Annotated in this window: 19 protein-coding genes and 1 tRNA gene; 6 read left to right on the top strand and 14 right to left on the bottom strand. The window is 68.0% G+C overall.

Annotated elements, in window-relative coordinates:
* Window positions 1–46 precede the first annotated feature (46 nt).
* A complete protein-coding gene (locus RVF83_RS02455) occupies window positions 47–2,632 on the top strand; it encodes an AMP-binding protein (protein ID WP_341261992.1) in 2,586 nt (861 codons plus the stop codon).
* A 61-nt stretch (window positions 2,633–2,693) separates the two neighbouring features.
* Window positions 2,694–4,064, top strand: coding sequence for a sensor histidine kinase (locus RVF83_RS02450; RefSeq protein ID WP_005198138.1), 1,371 nt, complete (start codon window positions 2,694–2,696; stop codon window positions 4,062–4,064).
* Here RVF83_RS02450 and RVF83_RS02445 read toward each other — a convergent pair.
* The 4 genes from RVF83_RS02445 to RVF83_RS02430 are packed head-to-tail and all read right to left on the bottom strand — an operon-like array spanning window position 4,025 to window position 6,776.
* Window positions 4,025–4,714 carry a response regulator transcription factor gene (locus tag RVF83_RS02445; protein ID WP_039880373.1) on the bottom strand — a complete coding sequence of 230 codons (690 nt, stop codon included), beginning with the start codon at window positions 4,712–4,714 and terminating at the stop codon, window positions 4,025–4,027. The genes RVF83_RS02450 and RVF83_RS02445 overlap by 40 nt on opposite strands.
* Before the next feature lie 58 nt (window positions 4,715–4,772).
* Window positions 4,773–5,252 carry a DUF2231 domain-containing protein gene (locus tag RVF83_RS02440; protein ID WP_005198140.1) on the bottom strand — a complete coding sequence of 160 codons (480 nt, stop codon included), beginning with the start codon at window positions 5,250–5,252 and terminating at the stop codon, window positions 4,773–4,775.
* A gap of 52 nt (window positions 5,253–5,304) precedes the next feature.
* Window positions 5,305–6,201 carry an MBL fold metallo-hydrolase gene (locus RVF83_RS02435; RefSeq protein WP_005198141.1) on the bottom strand — a complete coding sequence of 299 codons (897 nt, stop codon included), beginning with the start codon at window positions 6,199–6,201 and terminating at the stop codon, window positions 5,305–5,307.
* A gap of 32 nt (window positions 6,202–6,233) precedes the next feature.
* Window positions 6,234–6,776: a DUF6328 family protein gene (locus RVF83_RS02430; protein ID WP_005198142.1), complete on the bottom strand. Its 543-nt coding sequence runs from the start codon at window positions 6,774–6,776 to the stop codon at window positions 6,234–6,236.
* Between the two features lie 109 nt (window positions 6,777–6,885).
* Here RVF83_RS02430 and RVF83_RS02425 point away from each other — a divergent pair, with 109 nt between their 5' ends.
* A complete protein-coding gene (locus RVF83_RS02425; RefSeq protein ID WP_005198143.1) occupies window positions 6,886–7,659 on the top strand; it encodes a DUF427 domain-containing protein in 774 nt (257 codons plus the stop codon).
* On the opposite strand, the gene RVF83_RS02420 is transcribed toward RVF83_RS02425, so the two are convergent.
* On the bottom strand, window positions 7,660–8,259 hold the full coding sequence (locus RVF83_RS02420; protein WP_005198144.1) for a DsbA family protein: 600 nt from the start codon (window positions 8,257–8,259) through the stop codon (window positions 7,660–7,662).
* A 43-nt stretch (window positions 8,260–8,302) separates the two neighbouring features.
* Window positions 8,303–9,541 (bottom strand): cytochrome P450, encoded by a 1,239-nt coding sequence (locus RVF83_RS02415; RefSeq protein ID WP_039880344.1) that lies wholly within the window; start codon window positions 9,539–9,541, stop codon window positions 8,303–8,305.
* 115 nt (window positions 9,542–9,656) lie between these two features.
* Between RVF83_RS02415 and RVF83_RS02410 the strand changes: the two genes are divergently transcribed.
* Window positions 9,657–10,043, top strand: a complete 387-nt coding sequence (locus RVF83_RS02410) for a DUF2784 domain-containing protein (protein ID WP_005198146.1) — start codon at window positions 9,657–9,659, stop codon at window positions 10,041–10,043.
* A gap of 63 nt (window positions 10,044–10,106) precedes the next feature.
* On the opposite strand, the gene RVF83_RS02405 is transcribed toward RVF83_RS02410, so the two are convergent.
* Entirely contained in the window at window positions 10,107–11,354 is a 1,248-nt protein-coding gene (locus RVF83_RS02405) for an esterase/lipase family protein (protein ID WP_005198147.1), read from the bottom strand.
* Window positions 11,355–11,580: 226 nt separating this feature from the next.
* Between RVF83_RS02405 and clpB the strand changes: the two genes are divergently transcribed.
* Entirely contained in the window at window positions 11,581–14,133 is a 2,553-nt protein-coding gene (gene clpB, locus RVF83_RS02400) for an ATP-dependent chaperone ClpB (RefSeq protein ID WP_005198149.1), read from the top strand.
* Window positions 14,134–14,290: 157 nt separating this feature from the next.
* On the opposite strand, the gene selB is transcribed toward clpB, so the two are convergent.
* The 4 genes from selB to RVF83_RS02380 all read right to left on the bottom strand — a co-directional run bounded on the left by selB (window position 14,291) and on the right by RVF83_RS02380 (window position 17,838).
* Window positions 14,291–16,084 carry a selenocysteine-specific translation elongation factor gene (gene selB, locus RVF83_RS02395; protein ID WP_005198150.1) on the bottom strand — a complete coding sequence of 598 codons (1,794 nt, stop codon included), beginning with the start codon at window positions 16,082–16,084 and terminating at the stop codon, window positions 14,291–14,293.
* A gap of 10 nt (window positions 16,085–16,094) precedes the next feature.
* A complete protein-coding gene (selA, locus tag RVF83_RS02390) occupies window positions 16,095–17,396 on the bottom strand; it encodes an L-seryl-tRNA(Sec) selenium transferase (protein ID WP_005198151.1) in 1,302 nt (433 codons plus the stop codon).
* A gap of 16 nt (window positions 17,397–17,412) precedes the next feature.
* A tRNA-Sec gene (locus tag RVF83_RS02385) sits at window positions 17,413–17,507 on the bottom strand.
* A 40-nt stretch (window positions 17,508–17,547) separates the two neighbouring features.
* Complete coding sequence (locus tag RVF83_RS02380) at window positions 17,548–17,838, bottom strand: hypothetical protein (RefSeq protein WP_247602454.1); 291 nt, start codon at window positions 17,836–17,838, stop codon at window positions 17,548–17,550.
* A 32-nt stretch (window positions 17,839–17,870) separates the two neighbouring features.
* Between RVF83_RS02380 and selD the strand changes: the two genes are divergently transcribed.
* Window positions 17,871–18,899: a selenide, water dikinase SelD gene (gene selD, locus RVF83_RS02375; protein ID WP_005198155.1), complete on the top strand. Its 1,029-nt coding sequence runs from the start codon at window positions 17,871–17,873 to the stop codon at window positions 18,897–18,899.
* On the opposite strand, the gene nrfD is transcribed toward selD, so the two are convergent.
* From nrfD to fdh, 3 genes are read right to left on the bottom strand one after another with little or no spacing between them, the layout of a single operon-like run.
* Window positions 18,886–19,995, bottom strand: a complete 1,110-nt coding sequence (gene nrfD, locus RVF83_RS02370; RefSeq protein ID WP_039880346.1) for an NrfD/PsrC family molybdoenzyme membrane anchor subunit — start codon at window positions 19,993–19,995, stop codon at window positions 18,886–18,888. The two genes, selD and nrfD, sit on opposite strands and share 14 nt — an antisense overlap.
* Window positions 19,992–21,035 carry a 4Fe-4S dicluster domain-containing protein gene (locus RVF83_RS02365; protein WP_005198159.1) on the bottom strand — a complete coding sequence of 348 codons (1,044 nt, stop codon included), beginning with the start codon at window positions 21,033–21,035 and terminating at the stop codon, window positions 19,992–19,994. Before RVF83_RS02365 ends, nrfD begins: the two co-directional genes overlap by 4 nt.
* The gene (gene fdh / locus RVF83_RS02360) at window positions 21,036–24,341 is read right to left on the bottom strand and encodes a formate dehydrogenase (protein WP_005198162.1); all 3,306 of its coding nucleotides are present in this window, start codon (window positions 24,339–24,341) and stop codon (window positions 21,036–21,038) included.
* Window positions 24,342–24,368 lie beyond the last annotated feature (27 nt).

Genomic DNA, 24,368 nt, shown 5'->3' with positions numbered 1-24,368 from the left:
CGCTGGGTCGACTTGACCGAAGAAGGGGACACCGCAACAACTTCCGTTGACACCCCAGGAGTGGAGACCGCCGGGGCTCGACCGCGGTCCCGACGACACGGCGTACATACTCTTCACCTCGGGTTCGACCGGGCGACCGAAAGGTGTGGTCATGCCGCACCGCGGGATCCCCGACCTGGTCGCCGAGATCCGAAAGTCGTATGCGCTGACCTCCCGGTCACGGGTGCTGCACGTCTCGTCCCCGACGTTCGACACCGGCTTCGTCGAGATGCTGTCCGCCGTCGCGACCGGCGCGACACTGATCGTCGCGCCGGCGTCGACCCGGGGCGGCGATCCTCTCGCCGAGCTCATTCGGCGAGCGGGCGTCACCCACATCATCATGACGCCGTCGGTACTCGACACCCTGCCGGTCGACCTCGCGGACGGGCTCACCCAGGTGATCGTCGGCGGTGAGGCCCTGCCGCCCCGACTGGTGGACAGCTGGAGTGGACGTGTGCCCATGCGGAATGCGTACGGTCCCACGGAAACCCGGTGCAGTATCAACATCTCCCGACCGCTGTCGCCGGACGGTGAGATCACTGTGGGCCCGCCGATGGTCGGGGTGACCGAGTCGGTACTGGACCGGCGTGGCCGACCTCAGCCGCCGGGCGGACTCGGCACTCTGTACTGCGCGGGAACGCAATTGGCCGACGGATACCTGGACGACCCCGAGCAGACCGCCGAGGCATTCGTCGAATGCACCATCGCCGACGATGCGGTGATGTACCGAACCGGTGACATCGCCACCTGGACCGACGCCGGTGACCTGCGCATCCTCGGCCGGCGTGACGGCCAGGTCAAGTTGCGCGGTCTCCGGATTGAACTCGGCGAGATCGACGCGGCACTCATACGCTGTGCAGGAGTCCGGCGCTGCGCCACGACGTTTCGCGATCTGCCGTCGGGGAGTCCCGGGATCGTGTCCTTCGTGGTCCCCGACGACACCTCCCGCCCTCCTGGTTCGCGTGCGCTCCGCCGGGAGCTGGCGCGGATGCTGCCGTCGTACATGGTGCCGACCATGGTCGTCGTCCTCGAAGAGATGCCTCGTGCCGCCACCGGAAAGCTGAGTGTCGCCGCGCTGCAGGACGTCCCGTTGCCGGTCAACGCGCCGTCGCGGGAGGCGGCGGGCCCCCACGAAGCGCTGCTGGTGAAAGTGGTCGGGGAAGTGCTGGGCATCGAAGCGGTGGACCCGATGATGGGTTTCGTGGAACAGGGCGGCGACTCGCTGGCCGTCGTGCGGGTGGCCCAGGGACTCGCAGAGGCGGGACACCCGGAGATCGGACCGAACGACGTGTTGACCGCGCCCGATCTCGCATCCCTCGGCGAATTGATGACGGCGGCGACGACACCGGTGCGCGATGTGTCGGCGGGCGCCGCGACCGCTGAGCGTTCTCTGACGCCCGCCGAGCTGACTGTGGTGCGCGAGCCGGGTCATCCGTTCGCGCAACTGATCTGCGTCGCCTGGGTCCCTGCGTCATGGGCGCGGCCGGGCACACAGGAGACAACGGCGCTCATCGGCGCCCTCCTCGAACGGCACCCGGCGCTGCGTTCGGTGTATCCCGACACCGCCACGGGCCCGGTTCGGCGGACGACGGGCCGCGATGTCGTCGACGCGGTCGTGGACCTCGCCGACGTGGTCGAGGTGCCGGATCGGGAGCGGCTGCGCGCAGAGGCGAAAGAGATGGCGGCCGGCCTCGATGTACGGGTCGCGCCGCCGATCGCGGTGCGTCTTCTCGTCGGTCCGGACGGCGACGTCATGGCCGCGGTCGCGGTGATGCATCACATAGCGGTGGACGGGCGCTCGCTCGGGGTGCTCGCCCGCGACGCCGAGACACTGATGACGGGCGGGGCTCTGGCGCCGGAGAGTGCGTCGTTCGCGCTGGAGACCACGACGCCGCCGGGCGCCGACGAGGACGACCTCGAGCTGCACAATTTCTGGAAGGAATTGCTCGTGCAGCAGAGCGATTCGGTCTTCGAGTGGGACGGCGTCGACCCGGGGTCGTGGGCGAATGATGTTGCGGTCCGGCGTCGTGGACTGATCGACGCCGCTGCCTACGAACGCTTCCGAAACCGCGCGGCAGCCGAGCACATGACGCCGTTCGAGGCATTCGGAGACGTGGTGGCCACAGCTCTGGCGAACATCGCCGGACAGACCCGCGTCCTGGCAGCCACGACGGTGTCGAAGCGACCGGCGGGTGCGGAGGACATCGTGGGGAACCACGTGCTCGCGGTCATCACCCCGTTGTCGGCCGGTGATGATCGGGATGCGTCGGTCACGCTGCGACGCAACTGCATTCGTGCCGCGACGGCACCCATGGAGGACATCCTCGACCTGGCTGGACGGACCGTCGACGCCGACCATCTGTTCCCCGTGCCCGTCCTGCTCGGTTGGTCGCCGGTGATCGCACCTCCGGCGTCCGGCGGTACCCTCTACGCGTTCCCGCCTCGCCGTACACGTTGGTTGCTACAGGTAGAGGGATGCCCGGCGACGACCGGTGAGCTCGAGATCGGCGTCACCGGTGCGGCTGCGGCGTTGGGGGTCGAGAGAACCGAGCGGGTGCTCGCCGAGGTGACCGCGTGCCTGCGTCGATGGTGAGATGAGCCCGGCTGTGCCACAACATCTCCGGCCCGGCAGATTCAGATGGCGGAGCGTCCGCATGCGGCTCACCGTCCTCGGCGTCGCGATCCTGTTCGCTGCCTTGGCGGTTGCCGGTGGATTGGTGCTCATCGTCGTCTATCGCTCGCTCGCCGACGCTGCCGATGTGGCGACGTCGACCCGGAGTCAGGAGATCGCCGACGCGTTGGCACGGGGTGGGCTCGGCGCTGTACAGCCCACGGAGATGGAGCCGACGGACTCGATCGGCATCGTGCAGATCGTCGACGCCGAGGGGTCGGTCCTGGCCGCGAGCGGCGAGCACCGGCTGACCCGGGCGCTCGTCGCGCCGGTCGGTGCCGGTGTCCGGTACACCGCGGTCGATGTGGCCTTCCCGGGGGACGACACCGAGTATCGCGTGACGGTGCGGGGTGTGACGACGCCGGACGGTGAGGTACTCAGCGTCGTCGTCGGATCGGGTGAGGGGTACATCCACGCGACGGTCTGGACGGTCTTCGCGGTGCTGTGCGTGGTGTTCCCGATCATTCTCGTCGTGGCGACGGTGACGACCTATCAGCTCGTCGGCCGGACACTGCGGCCGGTGGAGGCCATCCGCGCCGAGGTCGCCGAGATCTCGAGATCCGGCGTGGCGAGGCGGGTTCCGGTGGCCGGCACCGACGATGAGATCGACACCTTGGCCCTGACGATGAACGAGATGCTGGATGCGCTCGCATTCGCACGCGACCAGCAGATCCGGTTCGTCGGCGATTCCTCACACGAACTGCGAAGTCCGCTGGTCACGATCCTGGGTCTGCTCGAACTGGCGGTTCGGACCGGCGAACCGATCGACTCCGAGACCGTGTCAACCCTGCTCCTGCCGGAGGCGAATCGGTTGCGCGATCTCGTCGACGACCTCCTGCTCCTGGCCCGAGCCGACGAGTACGGACTCCAGCCGTCGCTCGAGGAGGTCGATCTCGACGACATCGTCAACGACGAGGTGACGCGGCTCGACCTGACCACCGATCTCCAGATCAAGGCGACCGTGCTGCCGGCGCGTGCGTTGGGGGACCGCGACCAGCTCGGCCGCGTGGTGAGAAACCTGTGTGACAACGCCGTCCGGCACGCCCGATCCACCGTCGCGTTGACCATGGACGTCGGTCCGGAGTGGGTGACGGTGAGCGTCGCCGACGACGGACCCGGCATCCCCGTCGACGATCGGTCCCGCGTCTTCGACCGCTTCGTTCGGCTCGACGACTCCCGGGATCGCCGCGGCGGCACCGGGCTCGGCCTGTCGATCGTGGACGAGATCGTTCGTGCACATCACGGCACGGTCACCGTTTCCGACACCGCGGGCGGGGGTTGCACCATCGGGGTGTCGCTACCGCGATGGGGCGTTCACACCGTCGGGTCCCCACCGTGCTCGTCGAGCCGATAACCGGCACCGCGGACGGTCTCGATGGAGCGGCAACCGAAAGGGGTGTCGATGTGCCTGCGGAGATAGCCCACGTACACCTCGACGATGTTGTCGTCTCCTCGATAGTGGGCATCCCACACCGCCTGCAGGATGGCGGTCTTGCTGACAACGGCGCCCTTGTGGCGGATCAGGTATTCGAGCACCGCGAACTCCCGGGCGGTCAGGCGGATGGGCGTCTCGCCGCGCCGGACCTCGCGTCGCGCCGGATCGAGTGAGAGTGATCCGGCCCGGAGGACGGTGGGTCGTTCCGGAGCGCCCCGGCGCGCGAGGGCACGCAATCGGGCGGACAGGACGACGAAGGAGAACGGTTTGACCAGGTAGTCGTCGGCGCCGAGGTCGAATGCGTCCGCCTGGTCGTATTCACCGTCCTTGGCGGTCAGCATGAGAACGGGGGTCCACACGCCGCGGTGCCGCAGCTCTCGAACGAGTTCGTAGCCGTTGAGGCGAGGCATCATGATGTCGCTGACGATGACGTCATAGCTTCGGGCGCAGGCGGATTCGACACCCTCGACGCCGTCGGCGGCCGTGTCGACGGTCCATCCCTCGGCTTGCAGTGTCCGACGCAGGGTCTCGGTCGCCCGCGGATCGTCCTCGACGACCAGTACGCGCATGTGTTCCAGTATCTGCCCGGAATCGCCCGGTTCGACGTGATTCACGCGTTCGTGCGTGTCAGGACCAGACCGCCTTGGCGCCGGTGTCCCCGGTCATGAACACGATGTACACCGAACCGAGTGCCACCACGACCGTTGCGATCCCCAGCGCAACTGCCACTGCGCGCTGCGAGAGCTTTTCTGAGGCAGGGATTTTCGTATGTAGGGTAGTCATGAACCGCTCGTCGTGCAGCGCCCACCAGAGGACGGCGAGCGCGAACAGCGGCCCCACCCAATAGATCACCTGCTCGCCGAATCCGGCGTGGCGTTCGATCGCGGGGCTGGGGCCCACCTGCTCTTCCAGTGATTCCCCGGCACTGGTGGTGAGCGGAAGTGCGATGAGCGCGACGAGAGTCACCAGGGGAGTGAAGATTCCCAGGCGGGCACGAGCGGCCGGCCAGCACACCGCGGCGATCGCCATGAGGGCGCTGAGCGGCACCAGCACCACGACGAGGTGCACCAGTAGCGGGTGAAGAGGTAGGCCGTTGATCGTGTTCACGCAGCGACGGTAACCCCGTGGTGTTGAAGGGGAGCTGAATCTGTCGAGCAGGTCACGTCCGGTGGAACGAACCGTCGTCGGTGCGCGTGACCTGGCCGTGGCGCGCAAGTCGTTCGAGATGGAGCTGCCCGGTACGGCGTTCGACGGCGTCGACGAACGGCATCTGTACGTGCGGCCGGTACACGAGTCGGTGCTCAACGATCTCGTGGAGTTGTCGGGGCCGGTCCAGGAACTCCAGCAAACGTTCCTCGCGGCGGTGGATGACGCCCTCGTACGCGGTCAAGCGTTCACGGAAGTCCTTGGAGCCCTCCACGACCCCCTTCTGATGAAAGGTTCCGTACCACCGGGCGTCGACCTCGCGCACACGCGCGATGGAGGCGAGATAGTCGTCGACGCTGCTGCCGACGTCGCCGTACATGGGGCCGAACGATGTGAGATCGATGTCGGCGATGTAGAAGAAGCCGGTCGGTTCGACGAGAACGCCGCAGTGTCCGCGGGTGTGGCCGGGGAGGTGGACGACGGTCGCGGTGACGTCACCGAGGTCGAAGACGTGCCCGTCGCCGATGCCTTGGGTCTCCGGGAAGCCGGGCGTGAGCGCGAAGGTGTCGCCGATCTGGGCGTCGACTGCGGCGCGTTCCTCCGGCGTCAGCCCGTACCCGTCGAGCAGGACCTGGAGTGAGCGAACCCCACCGACCTCGTCGTGATGCGCGAACTTCGCGGTGTCGAAGTGGCGCAATCCGGCGATGTGGTCCTCGTGCGCGTGGCTGATCATGACCGCGTCCGCATCGACCGGGTCGTGGTCGACGTCGAGGGACGGGTCGAGAACCAGCGTCGCCTCGGAGCCGTGTGCCACCACCGTGTTGCCGCGGGGGAAGGCTCCGCCCCCGGCGGGCTCCAGCACCGTGACTTCGTCGAAGCGGGTTTCGGTGAAGTTCGGCGCAGTGGTCACCTCGTCTGCCTACCTGCGTGGTGCCTGGACTGTCAACGGCGGTCGTCGCCGGGAGAGGGGGTCGTCGCCCGGGCGGTCAGCGGCAGGACGATCCAGGCCAGCGAGAACAGGACGAGCGTGCAGAGGCCGGCGACGACCGAGGGCACGGGCCCGGCGGTGGCTCCGAACACGACGGTGATCGCACCCGACAGCGCCAGACCGAGGAGAGTCAGCCCGGCGAAAGACAGATAGTGCGCGCGGTTGACCACCAGTGCGAGTTGATGCTGACGGAACAATGCGCGATGCAACGCGACCGGCGCGGCGAGCAGGATCGCCGCCCCGACAGCGAACGAGACGGTGACCAGGTAGACGACGCGTAAGGCACCGCCGAGTTCTTCGAAGCCGTCATGGAACGGCAACGTGAGGAGAAACCCGGTCAGGACCTGCACTCCGGTCTGCACCACGCGCAGCTCCTGGAGCAGCGAGTTCCAGTTACGGTCGAGGCGTTGTGTCTCGGTCTCGTCGCGTTCCGCCCTGTTCCAGTCGGCATCGCCCGATCGCCGTTCGGGAGGTTCGCGGTGCGGTGGGTTGGCCACCCTCTCATCGTGGCACCTGCCGGAGCCGATCTCCGCGTCCGCCGTGTTTCAGAGCGGTCACCGATGACGACCCCTGGCGGATCCCCGCGAGCCGGAGGACCATCGGTCCATGGCCACGTCACTGGATGAAGTCACGAAGTCTCAGGTGGGTCTGCTGCGGTGGACGGACATGCGCCGGCGTGTCCGCGCCTTCGCCGACGGCCAGGTGGTCGTCGATTCCGCTGCGCCTATCCAGGTGTGGGAGCCGCATCGGGTGGTCGGGTGTTACGCGGTGCCGTCCGCAGACATCGTCGGGCCGCTCGAACACCACACCCCGACGCTGCCGCCCGCCGAGCACCCGCCGATCCTGACCCCGGCGCACCCGTTCGCGCTGCACACCGCATCGGGCGCGACGTACGACATCGTTGCCGACGGGCGGACGCTCGCCGGGGCCGGCTTCCGGCTCGACGACCCCGATCTCGCCGGGTACGTACTACTCGACTGGGACGCGTTCGACGAATGGCGTGAGGAGGAGCAGACCGTGATGGGCCATGCGCACGACCCGTACCAACGCATCGACTGCCTGCCCACCAGCAGACACGTCGTCGTGCGGATCGGCGACACCGTGCTGGCCGACAGCCGGCACCCGACGCTGCTTCTCGAGACCCACCTACCGGTCCGGCACTACATTCCGCGGGAAGACGTCCGGATGGACGTCCTCCAGCGTTCCGACACCGTCACGGTCTGCGCGTACAAGGGGCAGGCGACGTACTGGTCGGCGATCCTCGGCGACGAGGTGATCCCCGACGTCGCGTGGACCTACACCGATCCGCTGCACGACGCGGAGCCGGTGCGGGACCTCATTTGCTTCTACGACGAGCGCGTCGACCTGGAGATCCGCTGATCACGAGAACGTCGGCGGGTCCGCAGGCCGCTTCAACTGGGCGAAGCTCGAGGTGCCCGCGAGGGTGACGAGCGCGGAGTAGAGCGCCTCGGCCTCGTCGCCGGTCGGGAGGTCGGCCAGCACGGGACCGAAGAAGAACGTGCCGTCGATCCCGAGGATGGGGCTGCCGCCGTCCTCTCCGAGGGCGTCCTGACCACGCTGGTGGGAGTCGCGCACCGCGCCGTCGAACGTTTCGTCGTCCATCGCGTCGGCCAGTTCGGCGGGGAGGCCGGCCTCGGTCAGCACCTCGGAGACGACGGCGGGTGTCATCTCGTCGCCGGCATGGTGGATGCGTTTGCCGAGTGCTGTGTAGAGCGGGTCGATCGCATCTGCACCGGTTTTCGCGGTCGCAGCAGCGACGACGCGACCCAGGCGGCGGGCGGTGTCGAGTTGGCGGCGCTGTTCGTCGGAGTCGGGTTTCTCGTTCTCGTTGAGGATCGCGAGGCTCATGAGATGCCAGTCGACCTCGGCGCCGTGTGTGGCCGCGCGTTCCCGGAGCCATCGTGACGCGGCCCAGGCGAACGGGCACACCGGATCGAAGTAGAAGTCGAAGTGGGTCATGGATGTCCGTGTACCCAGTTCGACCGGCTTCGACGCGTGTGTCTCAGCGCAGCGAGTAGCGGATCGGCAGGTGCTTGAGTCCGCCGACGAACACGGTGGCGGCCAACTCGGGTTCGCCGGCGAACTCGATCGAGTCCAGACGCGGGATCAGTTCGCTGAACAGGCTCCTCATCTCCATCCGGGCCAGGGCTGCGCCGAGGCAGAAATGCACGCCGTAACCGAACGCGAGGTGTTTGTTCGGGAAGCGGGCGACGTCGAAGGTGAACGGGTCGTCGAAGATCTCTTCGTCACGGTTCCCGGAAGTGTAAGCGAGGTAGACGGATTCGCCCTCGGCGATGGGTACGCCGCGCACCGTCGTGTCCGCGGCGGCGGTACGCATGAACTCCTTGACCGGTGTGGTCCAACGGATCATCTCCTCGACGGCGGTGCCGATGAGGTCGGGCTCGTGCCGGAGGCGGGCGAGTTCGCCGGGGTTCTCGATGAGCGCGCGCAGACCGCCAGAGATCGCGTCCTTGGTGGTGTCGTGGCCGGCGCTGGCGACGATCACGTAGTAGGACGCGGTGTCGACGTCAGACATGGGCTCACCGTCGATGCGGCCGTTGGCGATTGCCGACGCCAGGTCGCCGGTGGGGTTCGCTCGGCGCGAGGCGGTCAGCTTGCTGAAGTAGTCGAAGAAGTCGAGCAGTGTCGCCAGTCGTTCCTCGACGGTGGTGCCGCGCTGGTACTCCGCGTCGTCGCCGCCGAACAGTTCCTGGGTGAGCTGGTGCATCCGCGGGAAGTCCTCTTCGGGCAGCCCGAGCAGCGACAGGATGACGTACAGCGGGAAGTGGACGGCGACATCCTCGACGAAGTCGCATTCCGGACCGATCTCGGCCATCTTGTCGACGAAGCGCTTGGCGAGTGCGTCAACCTGGATCTGCAGCGCACGCAACGCCTTTGGCCGAAACCAGTCCTGTCCGATCGCGCGGACCTTCTTGTGGTGGGGGTCGTCCATGTGGATCAGGGTGCGCAGTCCCGCTCCGGACTCGAGTTGTGACTTGGCGAAATCGTCGGCCGCAGCGGTCACCAGCACGGGTCGCGGCTCGCTGAGCCACAGGTTGTGATCGCGCTCGATGTCCATGATGTCGGTGCGCTTGGTGATCGCGTAGAAGGGGCGGTAAGGCCATTTGTCCACATACGCGACCGGATTGTTCGCCCGGAGATGTGCCATCGCGGCGTGTAGTCGTGGTTCGTCGGCGTACGCCGTCGGATCGGCAAGTACGTTGGCGGCCTCGTCGGTCATGCTGGTGCTCACCGAAGGCGTCCTTCCGTCGAGTGGGTGTCCTCGCTCCGAGTGTCCGATACACGTGTGTCCCAGATCGGCAGATTGACGAACCCGCCCCATTTACGCTGGACACATGCCTTATCGGGTCCTGGCCGACGGCATAGCGGTCCTGCACATGATGTTCCTGCTGTACGTGATGTTCGGCGGGTTCATCGCCTGGCGGTGGCCGCGCACGATCCTGCTGCACCTCGTCGCGGTGGCCTGGGGGATCGCATCGGTGGTCCTGGGCTTGGAGTGCCCACTCACCGACGCCGAGAATTGGGCGCGTCACCAGGCGGGCGAGCGAGGACTGCCGCCCACCGGATTCATCGACAACTACCTGACCGGGGTGATCTACCCGGAGTCGGCACTCGGGCTGGTGCGCGGGTTGGTCGCTGTGCTGGTCATCGTGTCGTGGGTGTGGTTGTGGTGGCGGGTGCGGACCGGTTCGCGCCACCGCAAAATCGCGAGTTCGGGGTAGACGCGCTACCTGGGGCCAGCGCTTGTGGAGCGAGGTCGCGATCGTGACGGACGGCGGGTGGGTTCAGCGGGTGCCCCGCGGCAGCGCGCGCCGGGGTCTCAGCAGCGGGAGCATCCAGTCGTACACGGCGTCGTCGTTGAGCAAGGTGAAGTGGTGGGCGCCGCCGATGTGGAATCCGTCGTCGACCTCGAATCCGAGGTGATGCTTGCGATCCCGACCACCGCCACTGTTGGTCAGCACCAATCCGTCGCCGACGATGCGGCCGAACGGGTGGTCCGGACGTTGGGTCACCGTGGCCGTCACGTAGAGGTGTCGCGCCCCCTCCATCAGGGGCGGATAGTCGACGGCGGGCTGCGAGAAGGCTTCCGGATCGGCGTCCCGCCAGTGTTCCTCGGTGACGGCCCCGCGGAACAGGTCGCGAACCCCGGCGCTGCGACGACCGAGCAAGGTGCCGAACGGTCGGCTCGTCGGCCACAGGCGCAACGCTGCCGTTGCGCGGTGGACTCCTCGAGCCAGCGGTGCCCCGAGGTGGGGAGTGCCGAGGCATACGGTGTGTCGAACGAGCTTGGGCCAGTAAGCATCACGCGCAGCGCCTTGATGGCATGCGCTGCGGATGACCAGACCGCCCATCGAGTGGCCGATGAGGGTGAGGCCGGTGATCGGAACCGGCCACAGCAAGACCAGGTCGTCGAGCAGTCGCGCGAGATCGCGGCCGTTTTCGCTGATATGGCGTCCCGTGTTGTACCGGATCTGAACCTCGGTGCTGCCGAGATCGTGGGCGAGGCGAGTGCCGTAAGTGGGCCGTTTGCCGCGTTCCCACGCGAACTCGGTCTCCATCAGGCCGTGCAGGAAAATCGTCAGGTGTCCGGTTGCCTCGGGGAAGGCGGTCGCGAGTCCATCCGGGGTGATGGGAACGGCCGCGCCGTCGACGCGGATTGCGATGTCGGGGGCCAGGGGCGAATGCTCGGCGGTCAGCTGATCGCCGATCAGTCCGTCGAGGATGCCGAGGGCCACGGCGCCTCGTTTGGTCTCGGAGGGAACGCCGCTGTTGTGCACCGCCAGCGACTCGGCCAGGTCACCGGCCACGTCGACGGTCGACGTGATCGCCGAGTAGATGGACGTGCTGATCGCGTCGTGCACCATCTGGGCGGGGCGGACCCTCGGACCCCACACGACCCGCAGGCCGGTGAAGACGGTATCGGCCACGGATGAATGGACGGTCGCGATCCCCGCGACCGCTTTGTTCAGCTCATCGCGGCCCAAGGCTGCCAACGCCGGCAGTTCGCGAGTGCGTACAGGTTCGGCAGGCATGATCTCAGTGTACGTCTGTCCACTGAAAGCTGAGCCCGGATCGGCGAGTGTCTCGTCACCGGGCTGGTGCGGGTGGCGCTTCCTCTGAGAAACCGCGACCCTGGGGTGAGTGGCACACATCACAAAAATGGTAAGCATGAGCGGAATGGACTCAACTTTGTTGGCGTTGCATCCCTCGTATGGCTCATACTTGAGCCTGTTGGACTAAAGAGAAAGGTGCACGCGAGTGGACAGCTTCACCCCCACCACGAAGACACAGCAGGCATTGAGCGCTGCTGTGCAGGCGGCGGCCAGTGCTGGCAACCCCGACGTGCGGCCCGCCCACATCCTGGTGGCACTGCTCGATCAGTCCGACGGCATCGCGTCGCCGCTGCTCAAGGCAGTGGGCGTGGACCCGTCGAATGTTCGTGCGCAGGCCCAGATGTTGGTCGACCGCATGCCGACGGTCGCGCAGGCCAGTGCCACCCCACAACTCTCCCGCGAATCGATCGCGGCGGTCAGCGCAGCTCAGCAGCTGGCCGGTGAACTCGGCGACGAGTACGTCTCGACCGAGCACATCGTCGTCGGTCTGGCGACCGGTGACTCCGATGTCGCCAAGTTGCTGCACAACGCCGGAGCAACCCCCCAGGAACTGCGGGATGCGTTCGTCGCAGTCCGCGGGAGCCGACGGGTCACGAGCGAGGACCCGGAGTCGACCTACCAGGCGCTCGAGAAGTACTCGACCGACCTGACCGCGGCCGCCCGCGAGGGCAAGCTCGACCCGGTCATCGGTCGCGACACCGAGATCCGGCGCGTCGTGCAGGTGCTCAGCCGACGGACCAAGAACAACCCGGTCCTCATCGGTGAGCCCGGCGTCGGCAAGACCGCGATCGTCGAGGGCCTCGCCCAGCGTGTCGTCGCCGGTGACGTACCCGAGTCGCTGCGGAACAAGACCGTCATCTCCCTCGACATGGGTTCGATGGTCGCCGGCGCGAAGTATCGCGGCGAGTTCGAGGAGCGGCTGAAGGCCGTGCTCGACGAGATCAAGAATTCCGACGGCCAGATCATCACCTTCATCGATGAGCTGCACACCATCGTCGGAGCCGGTGCCACAGGCGATTCCGCGATGGACGCCGGCAACATGATCAAGCCGATGCTCGCTCGTGGTGAGCTGCGGCTGGTCGGTGCCACCACCCTCGAGGAATACCGTAAGTACATCGAGAAGGACGCCGCGCTCGAGCGTCGATTCCAGCAAGTGTACGTCGGCGAACCGTCGGTCGAGGATGCCATCGGCATCCTGCGCGGCCTGAAGGACCGGTACGAGGTGCACCACGGTGTGCGCATCACCGACTCCGCATTGGTCGCTGCCGCAACCCTTTCCGACCGCTACATCACCTCGCGCTTCCTCCCCGACAAGGCCATCGACCTCGTCGACGAGGCGGCGTCGCGGCTGCGGATGGAGATCGACTCGCGCCCCGTCGAGATCGACGAGGTCGAGCGCATCGTCCGCCGGCTCGAGGTCGAAGAGGTTGCGCTGCAGAAGGAAACGGACGCGGCGTCGAAGGAACGGCTCGAGAAGTTGCGCGCCGAACTGGCCGACCAGAAGGAGAAGCTCAACGAGCTGTCCGCACGGTGGCAGTCGGAGAAGACCGCGATCGACGCGGTACGCGACCTCAAGGAAGAGCTGGATCGTCTCCGTGGAGAAGCCGAACGCGCCGAGCGCGACGGTGACCTCGGACGCGCAGCCGAGCTGCGGTACGGCCGAATCCCCGGACTGGAGAAGGAACTCGAGGCCGCGCTGGAGAAGACCGGTACCGATCCCGGGCAGGACGTCATGCTCCAGGAGGAGGTCGGACCCGACGACGTGGCACAGGTCGTGTCGTCGTGGACCGGAATCCCGGCCGGACGCATGCTCGAAGGTGAGACCGCCAAGCTGCTGCGCATGGAGGACGAACTGGGCAAGCGAGTCATCGGACAGAAGGCTGCCGTCGAGGCCGTCTCCGACGCGGTGCGTCGTGCCCGGGCCGGCGTCGCCGACCCGAACCGGCCACTGGGTTCGTTCATGTTCCTCGGCCCGACCGGCGTCGGCAAGACCGAGCTGGCCAAGGCACTCGCCGAGTTCTTGTTCGACGACGAGCGGGCGATGGTCCGCATCGACATGAGCGAGTACGGCGAGAAGCACAGCGTCGCAAGGCTCGTCGGTGCTCCACCCGGTTACGTCGGGTATGAGGCCGGTGGTCAGCTGACCGAGGCGGTGCGGCGTCGGCCGTACACGGTGGTCCTGTTCGACGAGATCGAGAAGGCCCATCCGGACGTGTTCGACGTGCTGCTGCAGGTGCTCGACGAAGGTCGACTCACCGACGGCCAGGGACGGACGGTGGACTTCCGCAACACCATCCTGATCCTGACGTCGAACCTCGGCGCCGGTGGCGACAAGGAACACGTCATGAACGCGGTGCGCTCGGCCTTCAAGCCCGAGTTCATCAACCGCCTCGACGACGTGGTCATCTTCGACCCGCTGAGCCCCGAGGAGCTGGTGGCGATCGTCGACATCCAGCTCGGACAGCTCAAGAAGCGGCTGGCCCAGCGTCGCCTCGACCTCGAGGTCTCGCCGAAGGCCAAGGAATGGCTGGGTGCACGTGGATTCGATCCGCTGTACGGCGCCCGTCCGCTCCGCCGCCTGGTGCAGCAGGCCATCGGCGACCAGCTCGCCAGGCAGCTGCTCTCCGGCGACATCCGCGACGGCGACATCGTTCCGGTGAACGTCAGTGCCGACGGCGAGTCGCTGGTCCTCGGCTGATCACGAGTGACGCGACCAGGGGCCCATCCCTTCGGGGGTGGGCCCCTTTTGGTTGTCCTCGGTATATGACACCCGACGGGTGGACCTCACTTCGACGATGCGACGTCGATCGAGGTCGCGCAGTCGAAACGAGGTTCGGCGGTGGCGACCAGTGGGCTCAGCGCACGACCTCGCGGTAGCCGGCGTCGATACGACGGGTCCACCCCCGGGCGTCGAGGTGTTCGAGTAGTGGGATCACGACCCGCCGTGTCGTGCCGAGCGCCTGGCGTGCCTCGGTGGTCGTGAAGGGCTGGTCCAGCGCGGCGAGCGACCGCATGGCCAGTGCCGGCGCGGTCGGCAGCAACACCACGCCGTCGCGGAGTCGGTGGATGCGGCCCGTGCGTTCGGCCGCGGCGAGTTCTCTGGCGCCGAGTCCGAGCGCGCTGAGGTCGTCGGCCTCGGGGGCGCGGAACGGGTCCTCGGCCAGACGCCGCTCCAGTGCGCTCATCGCCTCCTCGGCGTCACCGAGATCCGGGATATGGCCAGGCATCGAGAGATACCCGTCGACGGAGGCGACCCCGGCCTCGGCGATCACGGTCGGCAACAGCGCCGCGTCCGGGAGTTCCAGCATCGCAGGGACTCCCGAGATCGACAGACCGGCCGACATGGGTTCCCGTTCATGGACTTCGCCGACCGCAGAACGCAGACGCCCGGTCCATGCAGCGCAGGATGATTCGTCGACCCACCAGTCGTCGACGACCCGGACCCCGGACGGCGCCGTGTCCTCATCGCCGACGAGACCGAGTCGCCGGAGCTCCGGCAGGCGCACCGCGCCACGTCGAGCGACCTCGTCCGCGGCGCCGTCGGCGTCGCCCATCTGCGCCAGAACCGCTGCCCGGCGAGCCGAATCGCCGCGGCGACGGAGTGCGGGCGGGTCGGGATGCAGGACGGTCCCGCCGCCGACGATCCGCTGACCGGGATTCCGCAACACCAGGCGGTCGCCCCGCGAAAGCGGCACGGTGCGTGCGAATGTGAGACGTGCGTGATCGGCGTCGAAGGGACGTAGCCGAGCGGAGAGTGCCGCCGTACCGAGGTGGACGACGAGATGTTCGGGCACCTCGTCGAACGCGACCCCGCCGACGCGCCTGATGTCGGCCTGAGCCGACGAATGCCACGCGCCCGGGGTGATCAGGGCGTCGCCGCGGGCCAGGGCGTCGACCCCGACGCCGCGGAGGTTGGCCGCGACCCGGCTGACCGGCTCCACCGTCGTGAGAGCTGTTCCTTCGCTGTGTAATCCGCGGACATCGACAGTCCGGGGCGCATCGGCGCCCACCAACTCCAGGGTGTCTCCGACCCCGATGGTGCCGGCGGCCAGCGTGCCGGTGACGACGGTTCCCGCCCCGGTGCGGGTGAAGGAACGGTCGATCCAGAAGCGCACGCGGCCCGACGTCGGGGGCCGTGGCGTCCGGGCGAGGACCGCATCGAGGGTGGTGCGTAGTTCGTCGAGCCCCCGTCCTTCCAGTGCGGACACCACCACGATCGGAGCCTCGGCGAGCCCGGTGTCGGCCAATTCGACACGGGTGGAGGCGATCACGTCCCCGATGCGGGTATCGGTAGCCCGGTCGGCGCGGGAGATCACCAGCAGTCCGTGCTCGACGCCGAGCGCGGCCAGCGCGTCACGGTGGTCATCGGACTGGGCGCTCCACCCCTCGTCGGCGGCGACGACGAACATCACGACCGGCGCGGGGCCGAGTCCGGCCAGCATGTTGGGGATGAACCGCTCGTGACCCGGGACGTCGACGAAGGCGACATCGGCGCCGGAAGGCAATGTGGTCCAGGCGAACCCGAGGTCGATCGTCAGTCCGCGGCGGCGCTCCTCCTCCCAGCGGTCCGGTTCGATGCCGGTGAGGGCTCGGACTAGCGTCGACTTGCCGTGGTCGACGTGCCCCGCGGTGGCCACCACGTACTTCACGCGTGCGACCTCACGCCTCGTCCAGCGCCTGCTTGATCGCGGTGAGGACCAGGGCGTCATCGGCCTCGGGGACGCAGCGCAGGTCGATGAGGCACGCGTCGTCGTGGACACGTGGCAGGACCGCCGGGTCGCCGAGTCGCAGACGTTGTGCGGTGCTCACCGGCAGACGCACCGCCCAGCCGGGCAGGGGCACGCCGGGTGCGCCGCCGCCCCCGACTCGCCCATCGTGTTCGACGACCGGGAAACCGGTTGCGGCACCCAGGCTCTCAGCCCGCTCTCGGAGACGATCGGTGTCGGCATGCAGGTACTCGTACACGGGGGGACGCGGTCCGCCGACCGTCGCCTCCATCGCGGCGAGGGCGAGCTTGTCGGCACGAACGGCGCGTGCCAGCGGGTGCTTGGCGACTCGCCGGACCAGCTCGGCGTCGCCGAGGAGGAGTCCGGCCTGGGGTCCGCCGAGCAACTTGTCTCCACTGGCGATGACCAGATCGGCACCGGCGGACAGCGTGGTGGCGGCGTCCGGTTCGTCGGGGAGCAGGGGATCGGGTTGCAGGAGTCCGCTGCCGATGTCGGCGACCACCGGTACGCCATGGGCCCGGCCCAGGTCGCGCAGTTCGGTCAGCGAGGTCTCGCTGGTGAATCCCTCGACGCGGAAGTTGCTCGGATGCACCTTCAGGATGGCGCCGACATCGTCGCCTGTGACGGCGTCGGCATAGTCGCGCAGGTGGGTGCGGTTGGTGGTCCCGACCTCATGTAGGCGTGCCCCGGTCGAGGCGATCAACTCGGTGAGCCGGAACCCGGCACCGATCTCGATCATCTCGCCGCGACTGATCACGACCGCCCGCCCGGCGGCCAGCGCGGTGGTCGTGAGGACCAGGGCCGCCGCCCCGTTGTTCACGATCAGGGCATCGCCCGCCGCGGGGCAGGCCCGCAACAGCGCGGCGCGGGTGACCGCACCACGTTTGGATCGTTGGCCGGTGTGCAGGTCGAGTTCCACGTCGACGTAGCCCGACGCGGCGACAACCGCGTCGAGCGCCGCGGCCGACAACGGGGCGCGACCGAGGTTGGTGTGCACCACCACGCCGGTGGCGTTGAGGACCGGACGGGCCGACGACACCCGGTGAACGCTCACGGCGTCGGCGACGCGTTGCGCGACGTCGTCCGGTGGGATCTCGCCGCGTCGGGCCGCCTCCTGGGCATCGCGGATGATCTCTCGAACAGCCGTGTCACCCAATCGCTCCCGCGCTTCCGTCACCAGCGGCAGGGCCAACAGGGCGTCGGTGCGCGGTATCCGTCGACGTGGGTCGGACACGCAGCCTCCTGGGTAATGGCGGAGGCGGACGGGAATCGAACCCGCCAGGCCGAGATACTCGACCTCCTCGGTTTTGAAGACCGGGGAGCCCACCAGGACCCGTACGCCTCCGTGCGTCTTACAACCTAACGCGTGTCATGTTCGGGCGCCGTCAGTCCTGCTGGTGCGGCCAATTGCCCTCGGTGATCAGCTCTTCGAAGTGGCGGATGAGTTTGGGATTGAGGTCGTCCTCGACGGCGCGTCGGAAGTCGTTGTCCCACCTGGCCAGCCATTCCTCGTCGCGTTTCATCAGAAAGATCGGCCAGCCGTGGGTGATGTCGAGCTCGTCGGAGTAGAGATCGGTGGACCCGTCTTCCCGCATGTACCAGTAATCGTGTCCGGACTCCCAGAACGCCTGCAGCTCGCCGGCCGTGACGTAGTACTCGCCGTCTGCTTGCCTCATCTCCCCGATGGTAGCCATCGTCGCGCCGCCCCATGAGCGATCGGATCGACGCTAGGGTCGGCGGGGTGACTGTCAGCAGCGAAACCCCTGGCCGACTGACCGGATACGCCCACGGTGGCGGTTGCGCGTGCAAGATCCCGCCGGGCGAACTCGAGCAGGCCGTCGCCGGGCTGACCGGGCAGTCCGGCGACGACATCATCGTCGGGCTCGACGACGGTGACGATGCGGCCGCGGTCCGTATCCGCGACGACCTGGCCGTCCTCTCCACCGCCGACTTCTTCACGCCCGTCGTCGACGATCCCTTCGAGTGGGGGCGGATCGCTGCGGCCAATGCCCTCTCGGACATCTACGCGATGGGCGGGACGCCGGTGGTGGCGATCAACCTCGTCGGCTGGCCGCGCGGCGTACTGCCGATGGAACTGATGACCGAGGTGCTGCGCGGTGGTCTCGCGATCGGCGCCGAGGCCGGATGCCCGGTCATCGGCGGTCATACCATCGACGACCCCGAACCGAAGTACGGCATGGCGGTCACCGGGGTGGCGGCACCGGAGAAGCTGCTGCGCAACGACGCCGGCGCACCCGGCCTGCCCGTCACGCTGACGAAGCCGATCGGGGTGGGGCTGCTCAACAACCGTCACAAGCAGACCGGTGAGGTCTTCGACGAGGCGATCTCGCCCATGACCACACTGAACCGCGACGCATCGACGGCCGCCGTCGACGCCGGGGCACGGGCGGCCACCGACGTCACCGGCTTCGGCCTCCTCGGGCATCTGCACAAGATGTGCCGCGCATCGGGCCTCGGTGCGGTCCTCGATCGCAGTGCGGTTCCGGCCGTCAGCGGTGCCCGCGAAGCCCTGCGCGACGGGTACGTCTCCGGTGGTACCCGGCGGAACCTCGACTGGGTGCGCCCGCATCTGAGCACCGACGACGGCGTCTCCGAGGACGACCTGCTGTTCCTCGCCGACGCCCAGACCTCCGGTGGGCTGCTGGTCATCGGTGAGGTACCGGGGTACCCGGTGATCGGGGAGACCGTCGTGGGGTCCGGGATCAGGATTCGGTAGCGGGACCGGTCGTGATCGAGTCGCCGGTGATTCCGGCTGCCCGCCGGGCGGCGAGCCGGCGCTTCTGCGGCTCGATCGTGTAGCGGGGGTTCTTCGCGGATTCGATCCCGGCATCGAAGACACCGAAGCGTGTACAGGCCGAGGCGGCGAGCAACGCGACACCCGACGCGACTGCCACCGGGCGCGAACGTCCGCTGACCAGGGCCCCGATGCCGCCCGCGACGGCGAGCCGCTCGCTCCACCGCAGGAGCTTCCCGGCCGTCCCGTCGTGCAGCGGTTCGGCCGTCACCGGGTCCATCCGGCTCTCCATGATCCGCATCGCGGCGAGGTCTCCGACGACCCCGAGTGCGGCCAGCGTGCGAGCCGGTCCGGCCTGCGATGTCCGGGTGGTGACAAGCGCCAGACCGCTCGATGCCAGGCTCGCGGAGCTGACGAAGACGAACGGCAGGTCGCGGTGCATGGCGTTCCAGGTCGGCACCGCGGTATCGGACAGGAGCACCGCGGTGTAGACGGCCAGCGGCGGTCCGGCGACCGCGGCGGCCAGCCCGGCCGGCGCTTCTACCGCGCGCAACAACGGGCGCAGCACGCCGAGCGGTAGGCGGGAACCGGTCATCCGGTCGACCTCGCCGACCGCGGCCACACCGAGGGCGCCGCTGAACGCCGAGAGAATCCAGGAGCCGACGCTCATCGGTGAGGTCACCTTGAACGTGCGCAGCATGTTGTAGAAGCGGTCGGGGCGCCCCAGATCGGCGACGAGGGCGATCGCGCCGAGTCCCACCGCGCCGAGTCCGCCGAGTCTCGCGTTCCGGCGCAGTTCGTCCCGGCCGGTGAGTTGGGCGCCGGCCGCCAGCACGCCCGAGCCGCCGGCGACGCCGCCGAGAAACAGGTAGGCGGCCACCTTCTCGTCCCACGGTGGTGGCTTGACGACGGGATGGCCGTAGTACGAGGAGAATTCGGCGTCGGGCACCATCGACATCTCGCGGTTGCCCTCACCTTGGCCGAAGCCGCTGCGCTGCTTGCGCTTTCCGCCACGTCCGCGTCTGCCGCGCCGAGGGGGCTCCGGAGGTCGGAAGGAATCGAACTCCGACGACGTCACCGGCCACCTCTCAGGAACGACACGGCGGCCGCGGCCAGCATACCCACCGCGGCGACGCCGGCCCGTTTGTACATCGCCGGGAGATCGGCGGTGCACACGCGCGGATCCGGTGGCAGGCCGTAGACCTCGGGTTCGTCGAGGAGCAGGAACACCGAACCCGTGCCGCCGACACCGTCGTCGGGGTTGGCGCCGTAGAGACGCGCCTCGGTCATGCCCTGCTCGTGGAGTTGCGCGACGCGCGTCTGAGCGTCCGCGACGAGGTCGTCGTGATCGCCGTACTTGATCGAGGTGGTGGGGCAGGTCTTCGCGCAGGCGGGCGTCTCGTCGTCGAGGAGGCGGTCGTAACAGAGCGTGCACTTCTGCGCGACACCCCGTTTCGGCACCTCGGGCTGCTCGCCTTTGCGTTCTCCGGAGCGGGTCGTCGGCGCCGCGGTGCCGTCGGCGCGGCGTTCGACGACGCCGAACGGGCAACCGGCGACACATGTTCCGCATCCGTTGCAGACGTCGTCCTGGATGACGACGGTCCCGAACTCGGTGCGGAACAACGCCCCGGTGGGGCACACGTCGAGGCACCCGGCGTGCGTGCAGTGTTTGCAGACGTCGGAGGACATCAGCCAGCGGAACTCGGGTGTGTCCGGCGGTGTGACGTCACGGACGCCCGCGGCAGAGGCCTCGGTGGTACCGGCCGACGGTTCTCGTCGGTCGGTACCACCGAACCCCTCACGGTCGGGCATCGACGGCATACCGAGTCCGACCAGTGCTCGCCCCGACTCGCGGGCCTCCGCGATACGGTCGGCGCTCTGTTCGATGAAGGCGACGTGGCGCCACGTGCTCGCACCCAGCGCGACGGTGTTGTCATACGACATGCCGGTCAGTTCGAGGTCGCCGTCGCGCGGGTTGGCATTCCATTCCTTGCAGGCGACCTCACAGGCCTTGCAGCCGATGCAGATCGAGGTGTCGGTGAAGAACCCCTTCCGGTTCTCGTGGGTGTGCCACCCCACGTCGGAGGTCGGATCGGTCGGTCCGGACAGCTGCCCCATCTACTCCTCCGCCTTTCCGGTGATGTGCTGGTTGTCGGTCTCGGTGGTCACGCCGGCGCGCTCCTGGTACGCACGTACCAGTTCGACCAGGGCGGTGCCCTGGGGTCGACGACCGGCGATCACATCGCACGAGCCGACCTTCGACTCCTGGATCTGCACGTTGGGATCCAGTGTGACCCCGATCAGGTCGTTGGCGGCATCACCGCTGACCACGGCGTCGGAGCCGACGCCCCAGTGGTACGGAAGGCCGACCTGGTGCACCTGACGGCCGTTGATGATCAACGGCATCATCCGGTCGGTCACCAGGACGCGAGCCTCGATGGCACCGCGTGGCGAGACGATCGTCGCCCACCCCTCGTTGGTCAGTCCGCGCTCGGCCGCCAGCTGCGGCGAGATCTCGCAGAACATCTCGGGCTGCAGCTCCGACAGATACGGCGTCCAGCGGCTCATCCCGCCGGCGGTGTGGTGTTCGGTGAGCCGGTAGGTGGTGAACACGAACGGGTACACCTCGGCGCCGGGCGTCTCGCCGCTGGGGGCGTCGAGATTGTCCTCGCGCGGGAAGAGCACCCGTGCCGGCGACTGCTGCTGCGGATACAGCGAGTTGACCACGGGCGACTCCTGGGGTTCGTAATGCGTCGGGAGCGGACCGTCGACGAGACCGCGCGGCGCGAAGAGCCAGCCCTTGCCGTCGGCCTGCATGACGAACGGGTCGTCGCCGCACAACGCGTCGACGCCGCCGAGTGACGGGTCCGGCCGCGCGTCGGGCGCGAGATCGACCGGGAAGTCCGGTACGTCGGGTCCCACCCAGCGGCCGGCGTCGGCGTCCCATTCCATGTACCGCTTGCGTTCGCTCCACGGTTTGCCATCGGGATCGGCGGAGGCGCGGTTGTAGAGGATTCGACGATCCGCCGGCCACACCCAGCCCCACTCGTGCTGCGTGACGCCGTCGCCACCCTGGGGTACGCGTCGGGCCGCCATGTTGTGGGCGTCGGCGTACACGCCGGTGTAGATCCAGCAGCCGCCGGCGGTCGAGCCGTCCCGGGCCATCTGGGTATACGACGTCAGGTTCTTGCCGGCGTCGGGTCCGGAGACGCGGTACCCGTTGATCTCCGACAGCACGGCCTCGGGTTCGGGGTTCCCGTGTTCATCGAGGGGATAATCCCAGGTGAGATCGAGCAGCGGGCGGTCGCGTTTGTCGGTCGAGTCGGCGAGACGCTCACGGATGCGTCGGCCGAGTTCGAAGAAGAAGTCCATCTCGCTCTGGCACTGGCCGGGCGGCTGGACGGCCTGATGGCGCCACTGCACCATTCGCTGGGTCTGGGTGAACGAGCCGGCCTTTTCCACGTGGGTGGCGGCGGGCAGAAAGAACACCTCGGTGGCGATGTCCTCGGTGCGCAGCTCACCGGATTCGATCTCCGGCCCCTCCTTCCACCACGTCGCCGACTCGATCATGTTGAGATCGCGCACCACGAGCCACTTCAGATGCGACATCGCCATCCGCGCCTGGCGGCCGTTGGCGGAGCCGACTGCGGGGTTCTGTCCGAGGACGAAATAGCCGTCGACCTTGCCGGCGAGCATGTCGACCGTCGTCTGGTAGGTGCCGGCGGGACCCGTCAGGCGCGGCAGATGGTCGTAGCACCAGTCGTTCTCGGCGGTTGCGGCGTCGCCGAACCAGGCCTTGAGGAGGCTCACCATGTAGTCCTCGGCGTTGGCCCAGTACCCCTTCTCGTTCTTCGACGTGATCGCCTCGATGTAGTCGTCGAAGGTGTCGTGCTTTCCTGCCGACGGCATCGGCAGATAACCGGGCAGCAGGTTGAACAGCGTGGGGATGTCCGTCGAACCCTGGATGCTCGCGTGGCCGCGCAGGGCCATGATGCCGCCGCCCGGACGTCCGACGTTGCCGAGCAGGAGCTGCAACACCGATGCGGCGCGGATGAACTGGGAGCCGAAGGTGTGCTGGGTCCAACCGGTGGCGTAGCCGAAGCAGGTCGTGCGGTCGCGGCCGGAGTTGTCGGTGACCGACCGGGCGAGGTACTCGAAGTCCGCGAGGGAGATGCCGCACATGTCGCGCACCATCTCGGGCGTGTAGCGCGAATAGTGCCGGCGCACGATCTGGAAGACGCTCCGCGGATGCTCCAGCGAGTCGTCGCGCACCGTTGCGCCGTGTTCGAGCGGCGGTCCGCCGGAACCGTGTTCGTGGCCGACGGCGCGATCTTTGGCGGGCGGGCCGGCGTCCGGTTCCCCGGGCGATTCGACCGTTCCCGACGTGTGCTCGGGTCGGCTCGACCCGCCCGGTTCCTCATAGGCCCACGAACTGGCATCGTATTCCCCTGTCTCCGGGTCGAATCCGGAGAAGAGGCCGTCGAGGTCCTCGGTGTCGCGGAAGTCCTCGGAGACCAGCGTCGCCGCGTTGGTGTAGGCGACCACGTACTCGCGGAAGTACTTCTCATGGCTGATCGCGTAGTTGATCAGCGCGCCGAGTAGGACGACGTCCGAGCCGGCACGGATCGAGATGTGCTTGTCGGCCACCGCCGAGGTTCGGGTGAACCGCGGGTCGACATGGATGACGCGTGCCCCACGCGCCTTGGCCTCAGCGACCCACTGGAAACCCACCGGGTGCGCCTCGGCCATGTTGCCACCCATGAGGATGATGCAATCGGCGTTGGCCATGTCCTGCAGTGATTGCGTTGCGCCGCCGCGTCCGAACGAGGCCCCCAGACCGGGAACCGTGGCGGAGTGTCATATGCGCGCCTGATTCTCGATCTGGATCGCACCCGCCGCGGTGAAGAGCTTCTTGATCAGATAGTTCTCTTCGTTGTCGAGGGTGGCGCCGCCGAGTGAGGCGATGCCCATCGTGCGGCGCAGTAGTCGGCCGTCGTCGTCGTGTTCCTGCCAACCGCGACGCCTTGCTTCGAGGAAGCGGTCGGTGATCATGTCGATCGCGGTGTCGCGGTCGAGGTCTTGCCATTCGGTCGCGTACGGCGCGCGGTACCGAACAGTGGTCTGACGCAGCGGGTTGTTGACGAGCTGTTCGCTCGACGCTCCCTTGGGGCACAGGCGGCCACGGGAGATGGGGGAGTCGGGGTCGCCCTCGATCTGGACGACGCGCTCGTCCTTGACATACACCTTCTGCCCGCATCCGACCGCGCAGAACGGGCACACGCTCTGCACCACTCGGTCGGCGGTGGCCGTACGCGGCTCGATGGCCCGTGTCTTCGCCGACGTGACGGCCGGTCCGCGCCCGAAGACGTCGCCCGACCGAAGCTGGCGGAACACCGGCCATTCGAGGGGGCTGAAGGCTGGCACGAGTTCGAGTCTAATCACCTTCGCGAC

This window comes from Gordonia rubripertincta, assembly GCF_038024875.1.
Classification (GTDB): Bacteria; Actinomycetota; Actinomycetes; order Mycobacteriales; family Mycobacteriaceae; genus Gordonia; species Gordonia rubripertincta.
Note: the sequence above shows the minus strand (reverse complement) of the source record. Positions and strands in the feature narration are given on the sequence as shown.

What these genes read in the sequence shown, in the direction of transcription:
- RVF83_RS02425 (WP_005198143.1), top strand. Translation starts at nt 6,886, where the DNA reads ATGGCCACGTCACTGGATGAAGTCACGAAGTCTCAGGTGGGTCTGCTG.
- RVF83_RS02420 (WP_005198144.1), bottom strand. Translation starts at nt 8,259, where the DNA reads ATGACCCACTTCGACTTCTACTTCGATCCGGTGTGCCCGTTCGCCTGG.
- RVF83_RS02405 (WP_005198147.1), bottom strand. Translation starts at nt 11,354, where the DNA reads ATGCCTGCCGAACCTGTACGCACTCGCGAACTGCCGGCGTTGGCAGCC.
- RVF83_RS02380 (WP_247602454.1), bottom strand. Translation starts at nt 17,838, where the DNA reads ATGAGGCAAGCAGACGGCGAGTACTACGTCACGGCCGGCGAGCTGCAG.
- RVF83_RS02450 (WP_005198138.1), top strand. Translation starts at nt 2,694, where the DNA reads ATGCGGCTCACCGTCCTCGGCGTCGCGATCCTGTTCGCTGCCTTGGCG.
- RVF83_RS02365 (WP_005198159.1), bottom strand. Translation starts at nt 21,035, where the DNA reads ATGGGGCAGCTGTCCGGACCGACCGATCCGACCTCCGACGTGGGGTGG.
- RVF83_RS02410 (WP_005198146.1), top strand. Translation starts at nt 9,657, where the DNA reads ATGCCTTATCGGGTCCTGGCCGACGGCATAGCGGTCCTGCACATGATG.
- selD (WP_005198155.1), top strand. Translation starts at nt 17,871, where the DNA reads ATGAGCGATCGGATCGACGCTAGGGTCGGCGGGGTGACTGTCAGCAGC.
- RVF83_RS02445 (WP_039880373.1), bottom strand. Translation starts at nt 4,714, where the DNA reads ATGCGCGTACTGGTCGTCGAGGACGATCCGCGGGCGACCGAGACCCTG.
- RVF83_RS02415 (WP_039880344.1), bottom strand. Translation starts at nt 9,541, where the DNA reads ATGACCGACGAGGCCGCCAACGTACTTGCCGATCCGACGGCGTACGCC.